The sequence below is a fragment of the Nonomuraea sp. LPB2021202275-12-8 genome (assembly GCF_037044575.1).
In the GTDB taxonomy this organism is placed as follows: domain Bacteria; phylum Actinomycetota; class Actinomycetes; order Streptosporangiales; family Streptosporangiaceae; genus Nonomuraea.
In genome coordinates this window covers 124,492-141,123 of sequence record NZ_JBAHWD010000005.1, presented here as the reverse complement: position 1 = coordinate 141,123, position 16,632 = coordinate 124,492, and the positions used below count along the sequence as shown (strand labels likewise).

Below are 16,632 nucleotides of genomic sequence, written 5' to 3'. Positions count from 1 at the left end.
GGGGACGTACGTCCAGAGTCGGCCCGGGTCTGCCTGCGCTGCCCGGGTCCCATCGCGCCGGTGGAAGGTCGAGGCCTTGCCGGTGGCGGCCTGGGTAGGTGGTACGGACTCCGCCCAGGCGGGGAAGGCACGTACGGGCCCACCCGAAGCTGGAGGGTTGCGCCGGACCCTGCCCGGGCGAGGGAGGGCACGAACGGGTTCACTCTGAAGGGGGCCCACCTCCCAGGACCGGTCCCACACCACCACCTCCGCAGGGCCGGGTCTGTGCGGGCCGCCTCCCGCCGTCACCGGTTGAGGTCGGTGACGGCGGGCGAGAGGGTCAGGTGGTGGCGGCGGTGAGGTGCTCGACGGGGGTGTACGGGTCGGCGAGGCCGAAGGCGGCGGGACCGAAGCAGTCGAGGGCGTCCGGGGTGCGCATGAGCGCGGGGGTGGAGATGGCGAACACCGTCAGGCGCTGGCCGTACGAGAGGGCCTCGGTGGTCACCGGGGTGCCCGTCTCGGTGTTGAGGGTGCAGATCAGGTCGGGGACGATGGCCGCCACCCGGCCGTTGCGGCGGGCGACCAGGTGCTCGTTCTGGAAGATGATCTCCAGCTGGTCGTCCGGGTCGTCGAGGTCGACGAGGGTGACGTGGCCGCGGGCGAAGCCGTCCACGGTCTTGCGGTCCACATCCGTCACCTTGCCTCTGAACAGGACCAGACCATGGGTGTAGATGGTGCCGGACAGGGCGGCGGCGAGGGCGTCGAAGGGGTCGGCGTGCTCGGCGCGCGCCCGCCGGAGCGCGGAGCCGAGGCGGCGGGCGAGGGTGAGGGTGCCGGGCACGGCGGTGCGGCGGACGGTGGCGGCGTCCATCGGATAGTCGCTGATGTAGGCGGCGCCGCCCATCTGGATGGTCATGGCGCGGGCCAGCCATTCCATGCGGCGGTTGTCGGTGGCGTGGATGATGCCGGTGTCGCCGTGGTCGGAGGCGATGGCCATGGGCGAGCCGGAGACGCCGTAGACGGCGAAGGTCTCCATCTGCAGCTCGGGGAAGGCCCGGCCCATGCCGTCGGCGTCCACGACCGGCAGGCCGAGCTGGGCGCCGAGCAGAAGCGGCATCATGCTGTTGAGGCCACCGCACTCGATCGGCATGGTGGCGGCGGCGGTGCGGCCGAGGTGGGCTTCCAGGGCGCGCAGGGCGGCGATGTTGCCCTCGCCCGACGGGAGCTTCTCGATGAAGACGGTGGGGGCGCCCATCATCGCGGACGGGATCACCAGGGCGTCGTCGGGAAGCTCGCCGACGTCGATGATCGTGACGGTGCGGCCGGCCTTGAGCTGCTGTTCGACCAGGAGGCGCCCGATGTAGGGGTCGCCTCCCCCGCCGGTGCCGAGGACCGCCGCTCCTTCGGCCAGGTCGCGCAGTCCTTCGAGGGTCAGGTCGTAACCCACTGGGGCTCCTCCTCGGTGGGGGTGCGGCGGGCGAGGTCGAGGTCGCCGACCGCCTTGACGCGGACGCGGACGGCGTTGCCGGGCAGGTAGCCGACATGGACCTCGTCGATCTCGACGACTTCGACGGTGTCGCGGGCGGCTCCCGCTGAGACGGCGCGTTCGACGGCCTCGGTACGCGCCTGGTCGAGGACGTCCTCGCGGGTGTGCGTGGGGGTGATGGCGAACAGCCGGTCGACGTCCCCGCCGATCTGGCCGATGGCCGCGCCGATGGCGTTCGCCACCGCGTGGTGTTCGGGGCGGTGTACGGAGGGGATGCCGGGCAGTTCGGGCGGCATGAGCACGCTGCCGCCGCCGACGACGATCACCGGCAGCGGCGCGGCGGAGACCCGCATCCGTTCGACCAGGTCGGCGACGCGGGCGGCCATCCAGTCGATGCCGCAGCGGACCAGGTCGCGGTCGAGGTGGCGGACGAGGGCGGGGTCGCCGATGTCGGCCAGCCCGGCCGCGACGGCGAGGTCGGTGGCCGTGAGCACGGAGCCGCCGAAGACGAGGGCCTGCTCGGTGAGCTCGTAGCCGACGGAGTCCGGCCCGACCTCCAGCCCGCCCCGGCCTCGGGGCAGGCCGGCGCCACCGGGCCCCGAGCCGTGGGTGACGCGGCTGCCGCCGCCGAGGCCGATGGACAGCACGTCGGGCATGCGGAAGTTGGTGCGGACGCCGCCGATGTCCACCTCGCCGGTCGCGGCGCGCGGGTAGCCGCCGGTCAGTACACCCACGTCGGTGGTCGTGCCGCCGATGTCCACCACCGCGCAGTCGGCCTGCTCGGCCAGGAACGCGGCGCCGCGCATGCTGTTGGTGGGGCCGGAGGCGAAGGTGGCGACGGGATAGCGGCGGCAGTGCTCGGCGTCCATGAGCGTGCCGTCGTTCTGCGACAGGAACAGCGGCGCCGCCACGCCGACGGTGCGCAGTGCCCGCCCGAACGCTCCGACGATGTCGTCGGCGAGGTCACGCAGGCAGGCGTTGACGACGGTGGCGTTCTCCCGCTCCACCAGGCCGACGCGGCCGATCTGGTGGGACAGGCTGATGTGCAGGTGCGGGAGTTCGGCGTGCAGGATGGCTGCCGCCCGCTCTTCGAGCTCGGTGTTGACGGGCGAGAACACCGAGGAGATGGCGACACTGCGGATGCCGAGCGCCTCGATGGTGGCGGCGACCCGGCTGAGCTGGCCGGGGTCGAGCGGGGAGATGGGGCGGCCGTCGAACTCGTGGCCGCCGTCGCACAGGTGGACGCTGGGCCGGATCGCGGTGAGCAGGCGGCGGGGCCAGTCGACGAGTGGCGGCAACGCCGCGGTGGCGGGGAGCGCCAGCCGTACGACGGCGGTGGAGGCGAGGCCGCGGCCGGTGACGAGGGCGTTGGTGAAGTGGGTGGTGCCGATCATCACGGCGGTGATGCGGGCCCGGTCGACGCCGGCGGCGGCGAGCAGTCGCCGCAGCGCGGTGACGATGCCGCTGGTGACGTCGCGGGTGGTCGCGGTCTTGATCTCGGCCTTGACGGTGGTCTGGTCCATGAGGACGGCGTCGGTGTGGGTGCCGCCCACGTCGATCCCTACACGCACTGGTGCTCCTGCCGGAAGGTGATCAGGCGGTTCGTGGCCTCGCGCTCAGCCTGCCGATGACCGCGTAGAGGACGAACGCGGCCAGCAGGGCGTTGAGCGCCGGGATGCCCCAGGTCACGTAGTTGCCGATGAGCGCGGCCGCCGGCCAGGCGACGAGCGCGGCGGGCACCCATCCTGGGGCGGAGGCGGGCAGCTCACCTCGGACCCGGGACTCGTCCAGGTCGGCCCGCCAGCGGCGGACCACGTAATATTCGGCGATCATGATGCCGGCGATCGGCGGCACGGCGACGCCGAGCAGAACGAGGAAGCCCACCAGGTGGTCGGCGATGCCGAGCGCGGCGAGCGCGGTGCCGATCACGCCGAGGACGACGGTGACGGTGGCTCGGCTGACCCGGAAGCCGAAGGCGGTGTCCAGGGCGTTGGTGACGCCGAGCGAGGAGGAGTAGAGGTTCCAGTCGTTCACCTTGAGGGTGGCGGTGACGAGCACGATGGTGCCGACCACGCCGGAGGTGGTGGTGACGATGGCGACCACGTCTCCGGTGCGCAGCGCGTGCGCGAGCAGCACGCCGACGAGGGCGAGCACGTACTCGCCGAGGGTGATGCCGACGATGGTCTGCTTGATGACGTCGGCGGTGCTGCGGTTGAACCGGCACATGTCCGGGCTGATCGTCGCGCCGACGATGAATCCGCCGGCGACCAGGGTCGCGCCCTGGGCCAGGCTGATCACGGGGCCGGGAGGGGCGGAGGCCACGAGTTCGCCGAGTGGCTGCTTGGCGAGCTCGACGGCGATGGCCCAGCCGGCCAGGGCGAGGAAGGCGGGCACGGTGATCCACGCCGTCCAGGCCATCCCGGCGAAGCCGTGCACGACGATGGCGGTGATGACCAGGCCGCCGACCACGGCCCAGACCCAGACGGGCGGCCCGCCGAGCAGCGCGCCCAGGCCCTGCCCGAGCACGGCGGACTGGACGCCGAACCAGCCGAGGAGGCTGACGGCCAGGACGACGCCGACGAGGCCGGAGCCGTAGCGGCCGAACCCGGCCCAGCGGGCCAGGAGGGTGGTGGACATCCCTTCGCGCATCCCGGCCACGCCCACGGCGATGGCGGCGACCTCCAGGATGGCGGCGCCGATGGTGATGGCGAGCACGGCGTCCCAGAAGGTCATGCCCATGCCGAGGGTGGCGCCTAGCAGAAACTGGGACAGGGCGCTGAGCAGGCCGAATCGCTGCACGGCCACGGTGGCCCAGGCGTAGCGGGCGTTCGGGGGCACACGCTGCAGCGCGTAGTCGTCGCGGACGATTCCCTCATCGGACAGAGCGGCGTCAGCCGGTCTCGTCATCGGATCTCCTTGAGCGTGGCAGCCTCGTCCTTCAGGGCGGGGGAGGAAGTGACGCGCGCTGGTGGGGGTGTCATTGCGACGGTAGATCCGTAAGCGATCTTTGAAAAGGGGTCATGTGCTCCGAGAAGTACGTTCGGGGTCCGCCTGGCGGCCGGCGGCGAGGAACGACCGGCGCGAGCTCGGGAGCGGCCTGCGCGGTGTGCCGACGTCCCGGACGGACTCGCTCCAGTGCGCGAGGGCGGCGGGCCCTGTCGTGTGACGACCGGCGCGCTCGCCCGCCCAGACCGTCGCCAGGCACCAGGGCTCCCGGCGACTACCGATCGTAACCTTCGCCCTCCCGCCACAGCACCCATGCCACACCTGCGAAAGCCCACTCTTACGGCGAGAAATACGCCTTCGACCTGGACTAATACAAGTTCGACAGGTCAGGTGTGGCGTAGCTCACCAGAGGGGAGAGACGAATACGTATAGTGACGAATCGATGTCACTTTCGTGATCAGGGGGGATCATGAGATCTAGTTTCATCGCCGCTGGCGGGGTGCTGCTGGCCGCCGCCGCCATGGCCACCGCCATGGTGGGCACAGCCGTCGCCGACGACGACCGCCACGGCCGCGCGTCCCTGTGCGTCCTCGACGCCTCGCAGGACGCCACCTGGCTCCGCATCGACCACCACTCGGTCACCGCGGGCACCCGTGACGCCGAGGCCTGCAAGGGCCGCGTCGTCTACGACGAGAAGGACGACGACGACGATGACGACAAGGACAGGCACCACCACCACGAGGACTGGGAGAAGCCGAACTGGTGGGGTCTGGACGGCTGACCACCCCCGCTCCGGAGCCACACGGGCTCCGAGGCTGTAACCATCCGATGCCGGTCCTGCAACCACTTGGGTTTCAGGGCCGGCATCGGCCTGTTCCGGGGGCCTCGACCCGCGGACCGGGCAGCGAGCCCTGATAGTTTTAGGGCGTAAAGAGATGTCTCGGGCACGCCGCGAGGAGCCGCACTTTGGTCGTCTACGCCGGACAGGGCGACGCACGCCGTTCGATGGCCCTGCTCTGGCGGGCCGAGGCGCAGGCGGAGAAGCGGACCGGTCCCGGGCCCAAGCCCGGGCTGAGCGTGGACGCTATCGTGGACGCGGCGATCGCCGTCGCCGACGCCGAGGGCATGGCGGCGCTGTCCATGCGCAGGGTCGGCGAGCGGCTCGGCCGCAGCGGCATGGCGCTCTACACCTACGTGCCGAGCAAGAGCGAGCTGGTCGATCTCATGTACGACCGCGCCCTGGCCGAGCTGCCCGCCGAGCACGACCTGCGTGGCGGCTGGCGGACCGCCGTGACCGCGTGGGCGGAGCAGACCAGGGCCTGCTACCTGCGTCACCCGTGGGTGCTGCAGGTCTCGCAGGCACGGCCCGTGCTGGGGCCGAACGAGTTCGCGGTGATCGAGACCCTGGTACGGATCCTGCGCGAGACCGGGCTGGAGGCGGGCATCCTGCGCGGTGTCGTCGCGCTGCTGGCCGACTTCGTGCGCGGGGCGGCCAGGACGGTCGCCGAGTCGCGGCAGGCGCCGGCCGAGACCGGGGTGCCCGACGAGGAGTGGTGGCACGCGCGCGCGGCGCTGCTGGAGGAGGTCGCGCCCGGTTTCGCCGGTCGCTACCCGTCGGTGACCTGGCTGGAGACGCAGGCGGTCACCCCCCGGCGGGACGAGAGCGTGGGCCATCTGGAGGGCATCGCTGGTCCGGCCTTCACCACCGGCCTGGCCGTCCTGCTCGACGGCATCGAGGCCACCATGGCCAGGGCCGCGCACGGCGACCCGGCGCGCTCCCGGTCCTGACGCCCGCCCCTGTCAGCCGTCGGCGGAAAGGCTGGCCACGCGCCCCTGCTCCGTGGTCGTTTGGAGGGGTGAAGGCAGCCTATGACGAGATCGCCGACTGGTACGAAGAGGAGTTCCTCAGCCGAGGCGACCCCCTGGGGCTCCAGGGGGTGCTGCGCGAGCTGCTGGGCGAGGGCCGGGGTCCGTGCCTGGAGATCGGGTGCGGCACCGGCGTGCACGCGGCGCTCGTGCGCGAGCTGGGCTGGACGCCGGTGGGCGTCGACCTGTCCGCCGGGATGCTGGGCCATGCCCGCGGCCGCCTTCCTGCCGTGCGGGGCGACGCGGGGCGATTGCCGGTGCGCGGCGACCGCCTGCCCGCGGTGATCGCGATGATGGCGCACACCGACATGCCCGGCTACCCGGCGGTGCTGCGCGAGGTGGCCAGGGTGCTGCGTCCCGGTGGGGTGTTCGTGCACGTCGGCGTGCATCCGTGCTTCTGCGGCGGGTTCGCGGACCGGAGCGACACCGAGGCGGTGGTGATCAGGCCCGGCTACGTGGACGGCCACTGGACCAAGGCGTCCTGGACCGACCAGGGGGTGCGGGACAAGGTGGGCGCGAGCCACTGGCCACTGGCCGCCCTGCTGCAGGCGTTCCTGGAGGCGGGGCTGGTGCTGGAGCGGTTCGCCGAGACCGGCGGGCCCGTGCCGGTGGCGCTGGCGATCCGGGCCCGCAAGCCTCAGGCGTAGAGCCGCTCGAGCCAGGCCCGCCAGGCCGGCCCCTGGTCGCCGGTCTCGCCGAACAGGTGGTGGGAGGCGACCATCGATCCGCCCATGCCCTGCATGAACCTGTAGAGCGCGTCGCCGGAGCGCACCCCGAGCGTCTGGGCTCCGGCGAAGTAGACGACGCCCTCGACGGGGGCGAGCCCGTCAGGCTCGAAGCGCACCTTGTCGCCCGCCGAGGGGTGCCCCAGCTCGCCGTACAGGATCTCCCACGCGCGCGGCCAGTCGCTGACCGGCGGGCCGAACTCGGTGACCGGAGTCGCGGTCCGGCCCGCGAAGTGGGTGAGGTACTCGACCAGCGTGGCGAAGAACATCGCCAGGCCGCCGGCCATGGCCTCGAACTCCGTCTCCCAGTCGTCGCCCGGCAGGAAACCGCTGGCCACCATGCGGAGCGTGGTGCTGCCCCGCTCACGGCCCTCGATGAGGAACTCGTAGGCGACGAACCGCCCGTCCTCGGCCGTCTCGCTGCTGTGCACGAAGCGGCGGCCCGGCTCGGCGGCGGTCACGGTCGAGGACAGATCCATGCCGCCGAAGGCGGTGCGGACGGCGTCGCCCGCCACCTCGGTGCGGCCCATGAACCACGAATCGATGCCCGGCCCGGTGGAGATGGCCGCCCACACCTCCTCGGGCGTCGCGTCGACCAGCGCCTCCTGGGGAAGCTCGAACGCGTGGCCCACTTCAGTGCTCCTTTCGCACGGCGGGGTGCACGGCGACCACCAGACGGTGGTCACGGCCGCCCTCGGCGTTCTCGTCGTGGTATTTGCTCACCAGGGAGGTGACGGCGCCGGCCAGCTCCTCGGCGAAGGCGGCGCGGTCGGCGGCCGAGGCGAAGCGGATCTCGCCGTCGATGGCGAAGGTGGCGACCCGCTTGCGCGCCTCGGTCGCGCCGGTGACGAGCGTGCCGACGTCGCGGACGAGCTGGGCGGCCAGGGCCAGCAGCCAGCGGGCCGACAGCCGGTCGGGCGACCTGGCGGGGTCGGGCTGCACCGAGGCCAGCGCCGTCGGGGAGATCACGAAGGACGCGGCCGTGGCCTGCATCACCCGCTCGGTGACGTTGCCCTTCCTGCGCTCTTCGACGAGCTCGACCAGGCCGTGCTTCTCCAGGGTGCGCAGGTGGTAGTTGACCTTCTGCCTGGCCAGGCCGACCTTGGCGGCCAGGGAGGTGGCCGAACCGGGCTCGACCAGCTGGGCCAGCAGCTTGGACCGCATGGGGTCGAGGGACGCCTCGGCTGCCGCCGGGTCCTCGATCACTGCCACTTCGTACATGGGCCCAACGATCGCACCGAAAAAAATACTTGTCAATCGAGCCGGGCCGCCTGCTCCTCCAGGTAGCGCCGCTCGGGCAGGCTCGTGGTGCGGCGGGCCGCCTCGCGGTAGGCCGCCACGGCCGCCTCCGCCTCGCCCGCCCGTTCGAGCAGGTGGGCGCGGACCGAGGCTAGCCGGTGGTGATCCGACAGCCGCTCGTCCGCGGCGACCTCGTCGAGCAGGCCGAGCCCGGCACGCGGGCCGTGCACCATGGCGGCGGCCACCGCCTGGTTGAGCTTGATCACCGGGTTGTCCGCCATGCCGGACAGCACGCCGTACAGCGCCAGGATCTGCCGCCAGTCGGTGGCGGCGTCGCTGGGCGCCTCGTCGTGCACCGCGGCGATCGCCGCCTGGAGTTGGTAGGGCCCGAGCGGCGAGCCGGACAGGGCGCCGGTGACGAGGGCGACGCCCTCGGCGATGGCGTCGCGGTCCCACAGGCCGCGGTCCTGCTCGGCCAGCGGGATCAGCCGCCCTTCCCCGTCGGTGCGCGCCGGGCGTCGGGCCTCGGTGAGCAGCATGAGCGCCAGCAGCCCGGCGACCTCCCCGTCCTCCGGCAGCAGCCGGCGTACCGCTCTGGTCAGCCTGATCGCCTCCCCCGTCAGCTCCGCGCGGTGCAGGTCCGGGCCGGAGGTGGCGGTGTAGCCCTCGTTGAAGATCAGGTAGAGCACGTGCAGCACGACGCGCAGCCGCTCGGCCCGCTCCGGCTCGGGCGGGAGCCCGAACGGCACGCCGGCGGCCCTGACGCGCTGCTTGGCCCGGCTGATGCGCTGCGCCATCGTCGCCTCCGGCACCAGGAACGCGGCGGCGATCTGCGCCGTCGTCAGCCCGCCCACGGCCCGTAGCGTCAGCGCGAGCTGCGAGGACTGCGACAGCGCCGGATGGCAGCACAGGAAGAGCAGGGTGAGCGTGTCGTCGCGGTCGGGCAGACGCTCGTCGCCGGGCGCGGGCGTCACGAACTCGTCGGCCGGCACGCGGGCCGCCGCGCTCTCCTCCCTGCGCCGGCGCGCCGACTCGCTGCGCACCTGGTCGGTCAGGCGGCGGGTGGCCACCGTGACGAGCCAGGCGCGCGGGTTGTCCGGCATGCCCTGCTCGGGCCACTGCACGGCGGCGTCGAGCAGCGCCTCCTGGACGGCGTCCTCGCAGGCGTCGAACTGCCCGTGGCGCCGTACGAGCACGCCGAGAACCCGTGGCGCCAGCTCGCGCAGCGCCTCCTCGACGGCTCGCACGTCAGGCCTCGTCGATGATCGGCCGGACCTCCATGGCGCACAGCCGGGCGTCGGGCCAGCGGGCGGCGATCTCGGTGGCCCGCTCCACGCTGTCGCACTCGACGATCAGGTAGCCGGCCAGATACTCCTTGGCCTCCAGGAACGGCCCGTCGGTGACCGCGGGCACGCCGTCACGCACCCTGACGGTCCTGGAGGCGGCGGGCTCGGCCAGCGCCTGGCCCCCCGCCAGCTCGCCCGACTCTGCCAGCTCCTTCATCAACGCGTCGACCTCGGCCATCACGACGTCGACACTGTCGGCGACCGCCTGCTGGGAGGCGGGGTTGGTGTAGATCAGCAGCATGTACTTCACAGGCACTCCTCGTCCGGTCGTTGAAACCTAACCAGGAGCACGCCCTGATCGCGACCCGCCGCTCACCCCATGGACTTGAGCTCCTTGAGGTAGTCCTGCAGCGGCTTGAGCCCGGCCGCCTCGCGACGCCCGTCCACCTGGGCCTCGTTCTCGATGGGGGTGCGCGGCTTCCACTGGCCGTCGGCCGTGGTCTCCCACTGTGTGCCGTAGACCTGCGGCTTCCCCTCCGCGACCAGGACCCTGTCCGTCAGGTAGGCCAGGTCCCCCGGATCGGCGTCGCCGTCGTCCACGGCCTGCCGCATCATGGCCAGGCCGCGGCGCTGCAGATCGAGGTCGAGGTCGGCGTGCTGGATGAGCGCCCAGGCGGCGTGCGCGCCGTCCTCGCCCACCATCGCGTGCCCGGGCCAGCCGCGCGTGTCGAGGATCTGCCGCATCCGGTCGGTGTTGGCCTTCTCCACCCGGTCCCAGTCGGCCTGGGCCGCGTCGAGGGTCCTGATCTCCTGGTCCTGCTTCAGCATCTCCAGCAGCTCGGCCCGCAGCCGCGGATCGTCCGGAGCGTCGTCGCCGCAGGCCGCGACCAGCAGGAGCGCCGCGAGGAGCGCCGTAACCAGCATGCGCATGGGCCGCTCCTTCCGCCGGGAACCCGAACGTACAACGCACGCGATCTCGTACCAACGCGGAAGCCAACGTTCCGCAATGCTTCCTACAGTGGTCGCACGGATCGAGGAGGACGTGTGATCGAGATGTCGTGGCAACAGGTCAGCGCCAGGCGGCTGGCCCGCGCGGGACTGGCCGCGCCGGTCAAGGACGGCACCCCGGCGCAGGTGGTGGCCGCGATGTGCGGGGCGCACGCGCAGGTGATGTCGGCGGGTGAGCTGTCGATCGCGCTGCGCCTGGAGGGCGCCACCCGGACGGACGTGCGCGAGGCGCTGTGGCAGGAGCGCAGCCTGGTAAAGACGCACGGGCCGCGCGGCACCGTGCACGTGCTGCCCGCCGATGACCTGCCCATGTGGGTGGGCGCCCTGTCGTCGGTGCCCGCCGGGGGCAGCCCGTTCCCGCAAGGCGTCCGGATGACGCCTGAGCAGACCGACCAGGTGGTGGAGGCCATCCGCCAGGTGCTGGACGCGGACAGCCTGACGATCGACGAGCTGAGCGACGCGGTCGTCGCCGCCACCGGCCCCTGGGCGGGCGACCTCGTGATGCCCGCCTTCCAGACGATGTGGCCGCGCTGGCGGCAGGTCATGCACCTGGCGGCGCACCGGGGCGCGTTCGTCTTCGGCCCGGCCAGGGGCCGCAAGGTCACCTACACCGCCCCGCCCGCCGGTTTCCGGCCCGTCGACGACCGGGCCGGGCTGCTCACGGGCTATCTGCACGCGTACGGGCCCGCGACCCCGGACCAGTTCGCCCGGTGGCTGGGCGCGCCGAAGCGGTGGGCCGCGGCGCTGTTCGACTCGGTGGAGCTGGAGCAGGTCCGCTTCGAGGGGTCGGTGGCCTGGGTCCTGGCCGGTGACACCGATCTGCCCGACGAGCCGCCGCGGGGCGTGCGGCTGCTGCCGTACTTCGACGCCTACCTCGTCGCGGGCATGCCGCGCGAGCTGCTCTTTCCGGGGGCCGCCGCCCAGCGGGCCCTGGCGGGCGGACAGGCGGGCAACTTCCCGGTGCTGCTCGTGGACGGCCAGGTGGCCGGTGTCTGGCACCAGCGCCGCTCGGGCGCCAGGATCGAGGTCACGGTCGAGCCGCTCCGCGAGCTCGACCGGGCCCGGCTCGCCGAGCTGGACGAGCAGGTGGCCCGCGTCGGCGAGATCCTGGAGGGCCGGCCGCGGCTCACCGTCGGCCCGGTCACCGTGGGGGCGCATGCCTGAGATTTCATGACCTTCCGCACTCGCATTCTTGGACGGCCTTTGGGCTTGGGTTCACCTGCCCGGCGGTAGGCCTGGAGGGAACAGTCCCGTCCGAGGAGTCACGCGATGGCCGACGAGTCGTTTCCCCAGGCCCGTCCCGGCATGCCCGCGTGCGCGCGAGGCGCTTCGAGGCCCCGGCCGAGGCTGTCCGCCCGCTGTGGCTACGCCCACGCCGGAGGTCACGAGGGACCGTGCGGATGGGCGCGGCGGCACGCACGCAGGCTGCCGGTGACGGCGCGCCCGGTGCTCCCCGAGGCGCCTGCCGTGCCGGACCGGCAGCCCGCCCCCGCTCATGTCCCCGCACGGGTCCTCACCCCGGTGACCACGCCGCGCGGCCGCCATGACGAGCCGCGCCAGGGCTGGCAGCACCTGGGCGGCGTCCGGCTGCCGCGCGACCGTTTATAAATCGGTCGCACCATTTCCGGTCCTTCGGGTACGGTCGACGACATGGGTGCATGTTCAGGAATGCCTTACAGGCTGTGGTTCCACTAAGCCTCGCGCGCTGACGCGGCGAGGCGGCTCTCGGCGTTCGCCGATCGAGCCGGACCACCTCATTCCCTGATCACCTACTCCACCGATCTGGAGGGCTCTCCCCCATGAGCCAAGTCACCCTTCGTGATGTGTCCAAGTCGTACGGTGAGCGTGCCGTACTCGATCAGATCTCCCTCACCGTCCCCTCCGGTGAGAAGGCCGGTGTCATCGGCGAGAACGGGTCGGGCAAATCCACCCTGCTGCGTCTCATCGCCGGGGCGGACCAGCCCGACGGCGGCGAGGTGATCGTCACCGCCGAGGGCGTCGGGCACCTGTGCCAGACAATGGAGCTGCCGCCCGGCCACACCGTGCGCGACGCCGTCGACGAGGCGCTCGGCGAGCTGCGCGACCTGGAGAAGCGGATGCTGCGCGCGGCCGAGGCCGAGGACATGGACGCCTACGGCGCGCTGCTGACCGCGTTCGAGGCCCGCGGCGGCTACGAGGCCGACGCACGGGTCGAGGCCGCCATGCACGGCCTGGGCCTGTCCGGCGTCACCCGTGACCGGACGCTCGGCAGCCTCTCGGGCGGTGAGCGGTCTCGCCTGGCGCTGGCCTGCGTGCTGGCCTCCGCGCCGGAGCTGCTCCTGCTGGACGAGCCGACGAACCACCTCGACGAGCAGGCGGTGACGTGGCTGGAGAACCATCTGCGCGCCCACCGCGGCACCGTCATCGCGGTCACGCACGACCGCGACTTCCTCAGCCGGTTCGCCACCGCCATCCTCGAGGTCGACCACGACCGGCGGGCGGTCGCCCGCTACGGCGACGGCTGGGACGGCTACCTCGCGGCCAGGGCGGCCGCCCGGCGGCGCCGACAGCAGGAGTACGACGACTGGCTGGCCGAGATCGAGCGCCAGGCGAGTCTGGCCGAGAGCGGGATCGCCCGGCTCGGCGCCGCGGAGCGTTCGCAGGACCGGCCGCGCACCGCCGGACATCGCAGGTCGCACGAGGCCGGGTTGTCGGGCGCGGTGCGCAACGCCCGCGAGCGGCTGCGACGGCTGCGGGAGAACCCGGTGCCGAGGCCGCCGGACCCGCTGCGTTTCACGGCCAGGCTGGAGGGCGGCGAGGCCGGCGGGACGGCCGTCTCGCTGGAGGGCGTCACGGTGGCCGATCGCCTGCGCGTGGACAGCCTCCAGGTGGGTCCCGGCGAGCGCCTGCTGGTCACGGGGCCGAACGGCGCGGGCAAGACGACCCTGTTGAGGGTCCTGGCGGGCGACCTCGCCCAGGACTCCGGCGAGGTCCGGAGGCCGCGCCGGATCGGTTATCTGCGTCAGGAGGTGCCGCGGGCGGCTCCGAGCACGACGGTGCTGGGCGCGTTCGCCCGCGGGCTGCCCGGTCCGGCGGACGAGCACGCGGGCAGGCTGCTGTCGCTCGGCCTGTTCGCCGAGGCCGATCTCGCCCGACCGGCGGGCGTCCTGTCGGTGGGGCAGCGGCGCAGGCTGGAGCTCGCCCGGCTGGTGAGTCGCCCCGCCGACCTGCTCATCCTCGACGAGCCGACCAACCACCTGTCGCTCGCGCTCGTGGAGGAGCTGGAGGAGGCCCTGGGCGCCTACGAGGGGGCGCTGGTGGTGGTGTCGCACGACCGCCGCTTCCGCGGCGGCTTCGACGGCGACCGGGTCACCCTGCGCGAGGGCAGGCTGGTGGCCTGACGGCTACGCGAGCCAGGCGTCCACCCCGGCCAGGAGCTCCGCCTTGAGCTCCGGCCGGGCGAACGACGCCTCGATCCCGGCCCGGGCCAGCCCGGCCAGCTCCGCGTCGCCGTAGCCGAAGGCGTCGCGGACGCGCCCGTACTCGCCGGCCAGGTCCGTCTCGCCGTCGGTGTTGAGCGTGACGGCGAGCCCGGCCGCGCGTAGCAGCGGCAGCGGATGGGCGGCCAGTGAGGGGACGACGCCGAGCAGGACGTTGGAGGTCGGGCAGACCTCCAACGGGACGCCGCGCTCGCGCACCTCCTCGACCAGGGCGGGATCCTCCAGCACGCGGATGCCGTGGCCGAGCCGCTCGGCGTGGCCCAGGGTGAGCGCCTCGCGGATGCTGGCGGGCCCGGCGAACTCCCCCGCGTGGTGCACCAGGTGCAGGCCGGCGTCCCTGGCGGCGCCGAACACCTCGGCGAACGGCGCCAGCGGGTGGCTCTCGTCACCGGCCAGCCCGATCCCGATCACCCGCTCGTGGCGGGCGGCCAGCTTGAAGGTCTGCCAGAGCCGCTCGACGGGCCGCCGCCGGGAGTGGTCGAGCAGGACCTGGCACTCGATGCCGTAGCGGGCGCCTTCGGCGAGCCCGTCGAGCACCGCCTCCAGCGGCATCTCCGGCTCTCCGAGCCGCTCGCCGTGCGAGGCGGCGGTGAAGGTCACCTCGGCGTAGCGGGTGCCCTGGGCCGCCTCGTCCTGGCAGAACTCCAGTGCCACCCGCCGGAAGTCGCCGGCCGTGCGCAGCAGCTCGCGCACCCGCGCCCGCTGGTCGGCGAACTCGCGGAAGCTCGCGAACCCCTCCTGCGGCGCGGGCGCGCCGCCGAGGTCGCGCACGGTGTCGGGCCGCACCGTGCTCTCCAGGTGGACGTGCAGGTGGGCCTTGGGCAGCGACCGGACATCTCTCACTCGCAGCACCCTACGGACCACCGGGTACGGCGCGCATCCGGATTCAGTGCCGCCTGGTGACGCGGATCTTCGACTGCTTGTGCGGCCCGCGCTCCCAGTCCTCCATGAACGTGGCGTCCAGCCCGTGCTTGCCGGCCAGCGCCACCAGGGTCTCGGTGCGGTAGTAGAAGTCCTCGCGCAGCACCTGGTGCTCCCTGCCCTCGGTGCGGTCGAAGGTGAAGTCGAACCAGCCGCCCGGCCGCATGATCCGCCCCACGTGGGCGAAGCACTCGTCGATCACCTCCAGCGGTGAGTGCGAGAAGACGCTGTGCGCGTGGACCACGTCGAAGTGCTCGTCGGGCAGGAACGCGAAGCGCAGGTCGCGCACCGGCGTGAGGTGGGGCAGCTTGTCGCGCAGCCCGTGCGTGGCGACCGTCTCGTGTGCGGCCATGAGGATGTCCGGCGAGATGTCGATGCCGTAGTAGTTGCCGGTGTGCAGGTAGTCGATGAACAGACGCCCGGCCCGCAGGTTGCCGCAGCCGATCTCCAGCATCCGGCACTCGGGTTTGAGCCCGTGCTCCACCAGATAGTCGAACTGCAGGCGGCCCAGGGCCAGCCAGCGCCGGTGCGTGTGGGACCCGACGGCCCCCTCCGGGCTGCGGGCCGTGTCGGACTTCATGACCGCCCGGTAGTAGGCGACGTGGTCGCGGGTGCGCAGCCGCAGCCAGGTGTCGCGGGCGAGCCTGCGCAGGTGCGGCACCACCTTCTGCGGATGCTTGAGCGCGTAGGAGGCCTGATGGACGAGGCTCGAACGGGGGCGTATCACGATTTATACCGCCAAACGTAAACCAGGCCCCTGCTGCGGGCCGGGGAAGTGGGCACGGCCGTCATGCTGGGAATGTAGATCAGCGGCCGGGGCGCGCAACTGGCTTGCGCGACAGTCTTGAATCGCCGTTTGCACAGCCTTTCCCCGCCACTACCCGAGGAGCTCGATGACGCACGTCCGCTATGCGACGGCCGCCGCGCCCGGCGGCGTCAACGAGGACTACGTGATCGCCGGGCCGTCCTGGGTGGTGGTGCTCGACGGCGCGACGGCGCCGCGCGGGATCGACTCCGGTTGCGTCCACGACGTCCCCTGGCTGGTGCGCACCCTGGCCACGGCGCTGGCGGCCCGCCTCGACGGCGACGAGCGCCTGCCGGACGTCCTCGCCGGGGCGATCGCGGCCACCGTGGACGCGCACGCCGCGACCTGCGACCTGGACAACCCGAACTCGCCGTCGGCCACCGTCGCCATCGCCCGCCGCCGCGGCGACCTGCTCGACCACCTGGTGCTGTGCGACTCGGCCGTCGGCCTGCGGCGCCGCGACGGCACGGTCTCCGTCACGCGCGACGACCGGCTCGAACATCTGCCGGGCGGGCGGCCGTACTCGATGGAGCTGGTCGCCTCGCAGCGCAACCGGCCCGGCGGCTTCTGGGTGGCGAGCACCTGCCCCGAGGCGGCGTCTCGGGCGCTGACCGGCTCGGCGCCCGTGCCGGAGCTGTGCGGGGTCGCCCTGTTCACCGACGGTGTGACCAGGCTGGCCGACTGGTACGGCCACCCGTGGCGGGAGCTGGTCGGCGGCGCCGCGCGGGACCCCGCTGCGCTGCTCGAGCTGGTGCGCCAGGAGGAGCGGGCGCACGGCACGGAGTGGGGGAAGGCGCACGACGACGCGACCGCGGCGTGGATGTCCTTGGCGACGACCTGAGACGGGCGTCACAAGCTGTCGGTGGCGTTGGGTAGCTTGGGGGGAGAACAG

The 16,632-nt window shown here is 72.8% G+C and carries 17 protein-coding genes; 7 read left to right on the top strand and 10 right to left on the bottom strand.

Annotated features, from left to right (window positions below):
• Positions 1 to 319: 319 nt before the first annotated feature.
• From V5E28_RS11565 to V5E28_RS11555, 3 genes are read right to left on the bottom strand one after another with little or no spacing between them, the layout of a single operon-like run.
• Positions 320 to 1,426: a DUF917 domain-containing protein gene (locus tag V5E28_RS11565; RefSeq protein WP_336206674.1), complete on the bottom strand. Its 1,107-nt coding sequence runs from the start codon at positions 1,424 to 1,426 to the stop codon at positions 320 to 322.
• Entirely contained in the window at positions 1,411 to 3,036 is a 1,626-nt protein-coding gene (locus V5E28_RS11560) for a hydantoinase/oxoprolinase family protein (RefSeq protein WP_336206672.1), read from the bottom strand. The genes V5E28_RS11565 and V5E28_RS11560 overlap by 16 nt, the downstream gene beginning before the upstream one ends.
• A 22-nt stretch (positions 3,037 to 3,058) precedes the next feature.
• Positions 3,059 to 4,372 carry a purine-cytosine permease family protein gene (locus tag V5E28_RS11555; protein ID WP_336206670.1) on the bottom strand — a complete coding sequence of 438 codons (1,314 nt, stop codon included), beginning with the start codon at positions 4,370 to 4,372 and terminating at the stop codon, positions 3,059 to 3,061.
• 508 nt (positions 4,373 to 4,880) lie between these two features.
• Here V5E28_RS11555 and V5E28_RS11550 point away from each other — a divergent pair.
• From V5E28_RS11550 to V5E28_RS11540, 3 genes are all read left to right on the top strand, one after another.
• A complete protein-coding gene (locus V5E28_RS11550) occupies positions 4,881 to 5,192 on the top strand; it encodes a hypothetical protein (protein WP_336206668.1) in 312 nt (103 codons plus the stop codon).
• Between the two features lie 185 nt (positions 5,193 to 5,377).
• Positions 5,378 to 6,199, top strand: a complete 822-nt coding sequence (locus tag V5E28_RS11545) for a TetR/AcrR family transcriptional regulator C-terminal domain-containing protein (RefSeq protein WP_336206666.1) — start codon at positions 5,378 to 5,380, stop codon at positions 6,197 to 6,199.
• A gap of 68 nt (positions 6,200 to 6,267) precedes the next feature.
• Entirely contained in the window at positions 6,268 to 6,924 is a 657-nt protein-coding gene (locus V5E28_RS11540; RefSeq protein ID WP_336206664.1) for a class I SAM-dependent methyltransferase, read from the top strand.
• Here the strand turns inward: V5E28_RS11540 and V5E28_RS11535 are convergent.
• The 5 genes from V5E28_RS11535 to V5E28_RS11515 all read right to left on the bottom strand — a co-directional run bounded on the left by V5E28_RS11535 (position 6,915) and on the right by V5E28_RS11515 (position 10,457).
• Positions 6,915 to 7,634 (bottom strand): SRPBCC family protein, encoded by a 720-nt coding sequence (locus tag V5E28_RS11535; RefSeq protein ID WP_336206662.1) that lies wholly within the window; start codon positions 7,632 to 7,634, stop codon positions 6,915 to 6,917. The genes V5E28_RS11540 and V5E28_RS11535 overlap by 10 nt on opposite strands.
• 1 nt (position 7,635) lies before the next feature.
• Positions 7,636 to 8,223, bottom strand: a complete 588-nt coding sequence (locus V5E28_RS11530) for an ArsR/SmtB family transcription factor (RefSeq protein ID WP_336206660.1) — start codon at positions 8,221 to 8,223, stop codon at positions 7,636 to 7,638.
• A 32-nt stretch (positions 8,224 to 8,255) separates the two neighbouring features.
• Positions 8,256 to 9,488 (bottom strand): RNA polymerase sigma factor, encoded by a 1,233-nt coding sequence (locus tag V5E28_RS11525; protein ID WP_336206658.1) that lies wholly within the window; start codon positions 9,486 to 9,488, stop codon positions 8,256 to 8,258.
• A 1-nt stretch (position 9,489) separates the two neighbouring features.
• Positions 9,490 to 9,828 carry a YciI family protein gene (locus V5E28_RS11520; RefSeq protein WP_336207119.1) on the bottom strand — a complete coding sequence of 113 codons (339 nt, stop codon included), beginning with the start codon at positions 9,826 to 9,828 and terminating at the stop codon, positions 9,490 to 9,492.
• A gap of 71 nt (positions 9,829 to 9,899) precedes the next feature.
• Positions 9,900 to 10,457, bottom strand: a complete 558-nt coding sequence (locus V5E28_RS11515) for a DUF6624 domain-containing protein (RefSeq protein WP_336206656.1) — start codon at positions 10,455 to 10,457, stop codon at positions 9,900 to 9,902.
• 123 nt (positions 10,458 to 10,580) lie between these two features.
• On the opposite strand from V5E28_RS11515, the gene V5E28_RS11510 reads away from it, so the two are divergent.
• The 3 genes from V5E28_RS11510 to abc-f all read left to right on the top strand — a co-directional run bounded on the left by V5E28_RS11510 (position 10,581) and on the right by abc-f (position 13,915).
• Positions 10,581 to 11,699, top strand: coding sequence for a winged helix DNA-binding domain-containing protein (locus V5E28_RS11510; protein ID WP_336207118.1), 1,119 nt, complete (start codon positions 10,581 to 10,583; stop codon positions 11,697 to 11,699).
• Between the two features lie 105 nt (positions 11,700 to 11,804).
• A complete protein-coding gene (locus tag V5E28_RS11505) occupies positions 11,805 to 12,143 on the top strand; it encodes a hypothetical protein (protein ID WP_336206655.1) in 339 nt (112 codons plus the stop codon).
• A 191-nt stretch (positions 12,144 to 12,334) separates the two neighbouring features.
• On the top strand, positions 12,335 to 13,915 hold the full coding sequence (gene abc-f, locus V5E28_RS11500; protein ID WP_336206653.1) for a ribosomal protection-like ABC-F family protein: 1,581 nt from the start codon (positions 12,335 to 12,337) through the stop codon (positions 13,913 to 13,915).
• 3 nt (positions 13,916 to 13,918) lie between these two features.
• Here abc-f and add read toward each other — a convergent pair whose 3' ends face one another.
• A complete protein-coding gene (gene add, locus V5E28_RS11495) occupies positions 13,919 to 14,857 on the bottom strand; it encodes an adenosine deaminase (RefSeq protein ID WP_336206651.1) in 939 nt (312 codons plus the stop codon).
• Positions 14,858 to 14,900: 43 nt separating this feature from the next.
• Positions 14,901 to 15,662, bottom strand: coding sequence for a class I SAM-dependent DNA methyltransferase (locus tag V5E28_RS11490; protein WP_336206649.1), 762 nt, complete (start codon positions 15,660 to 15,662; stop codon positions 14,901 to 14,903).
• 166 nt (positions 15,663 to 15,828) lie between these two features.
• On the opposite strand from V5E28_RS11490, the gene V5E28_RS11485 reads away from it, so the two are divergent.
• Positions 15,829 to 16,581: a protein phosphatase 2C domain-containing protein gene (locus tag V5E28_RS11485; protein WP_336206647.1), complete on the top strand. Its 753-nt coding sequence runs from the start codon at positions 15,829 to 15,831 to the stop codon at positions 16,579 to 16,581.
• The last annotated feature ends 51 nt before the right edge of the window (positions 16,582 to 16,632 follow it).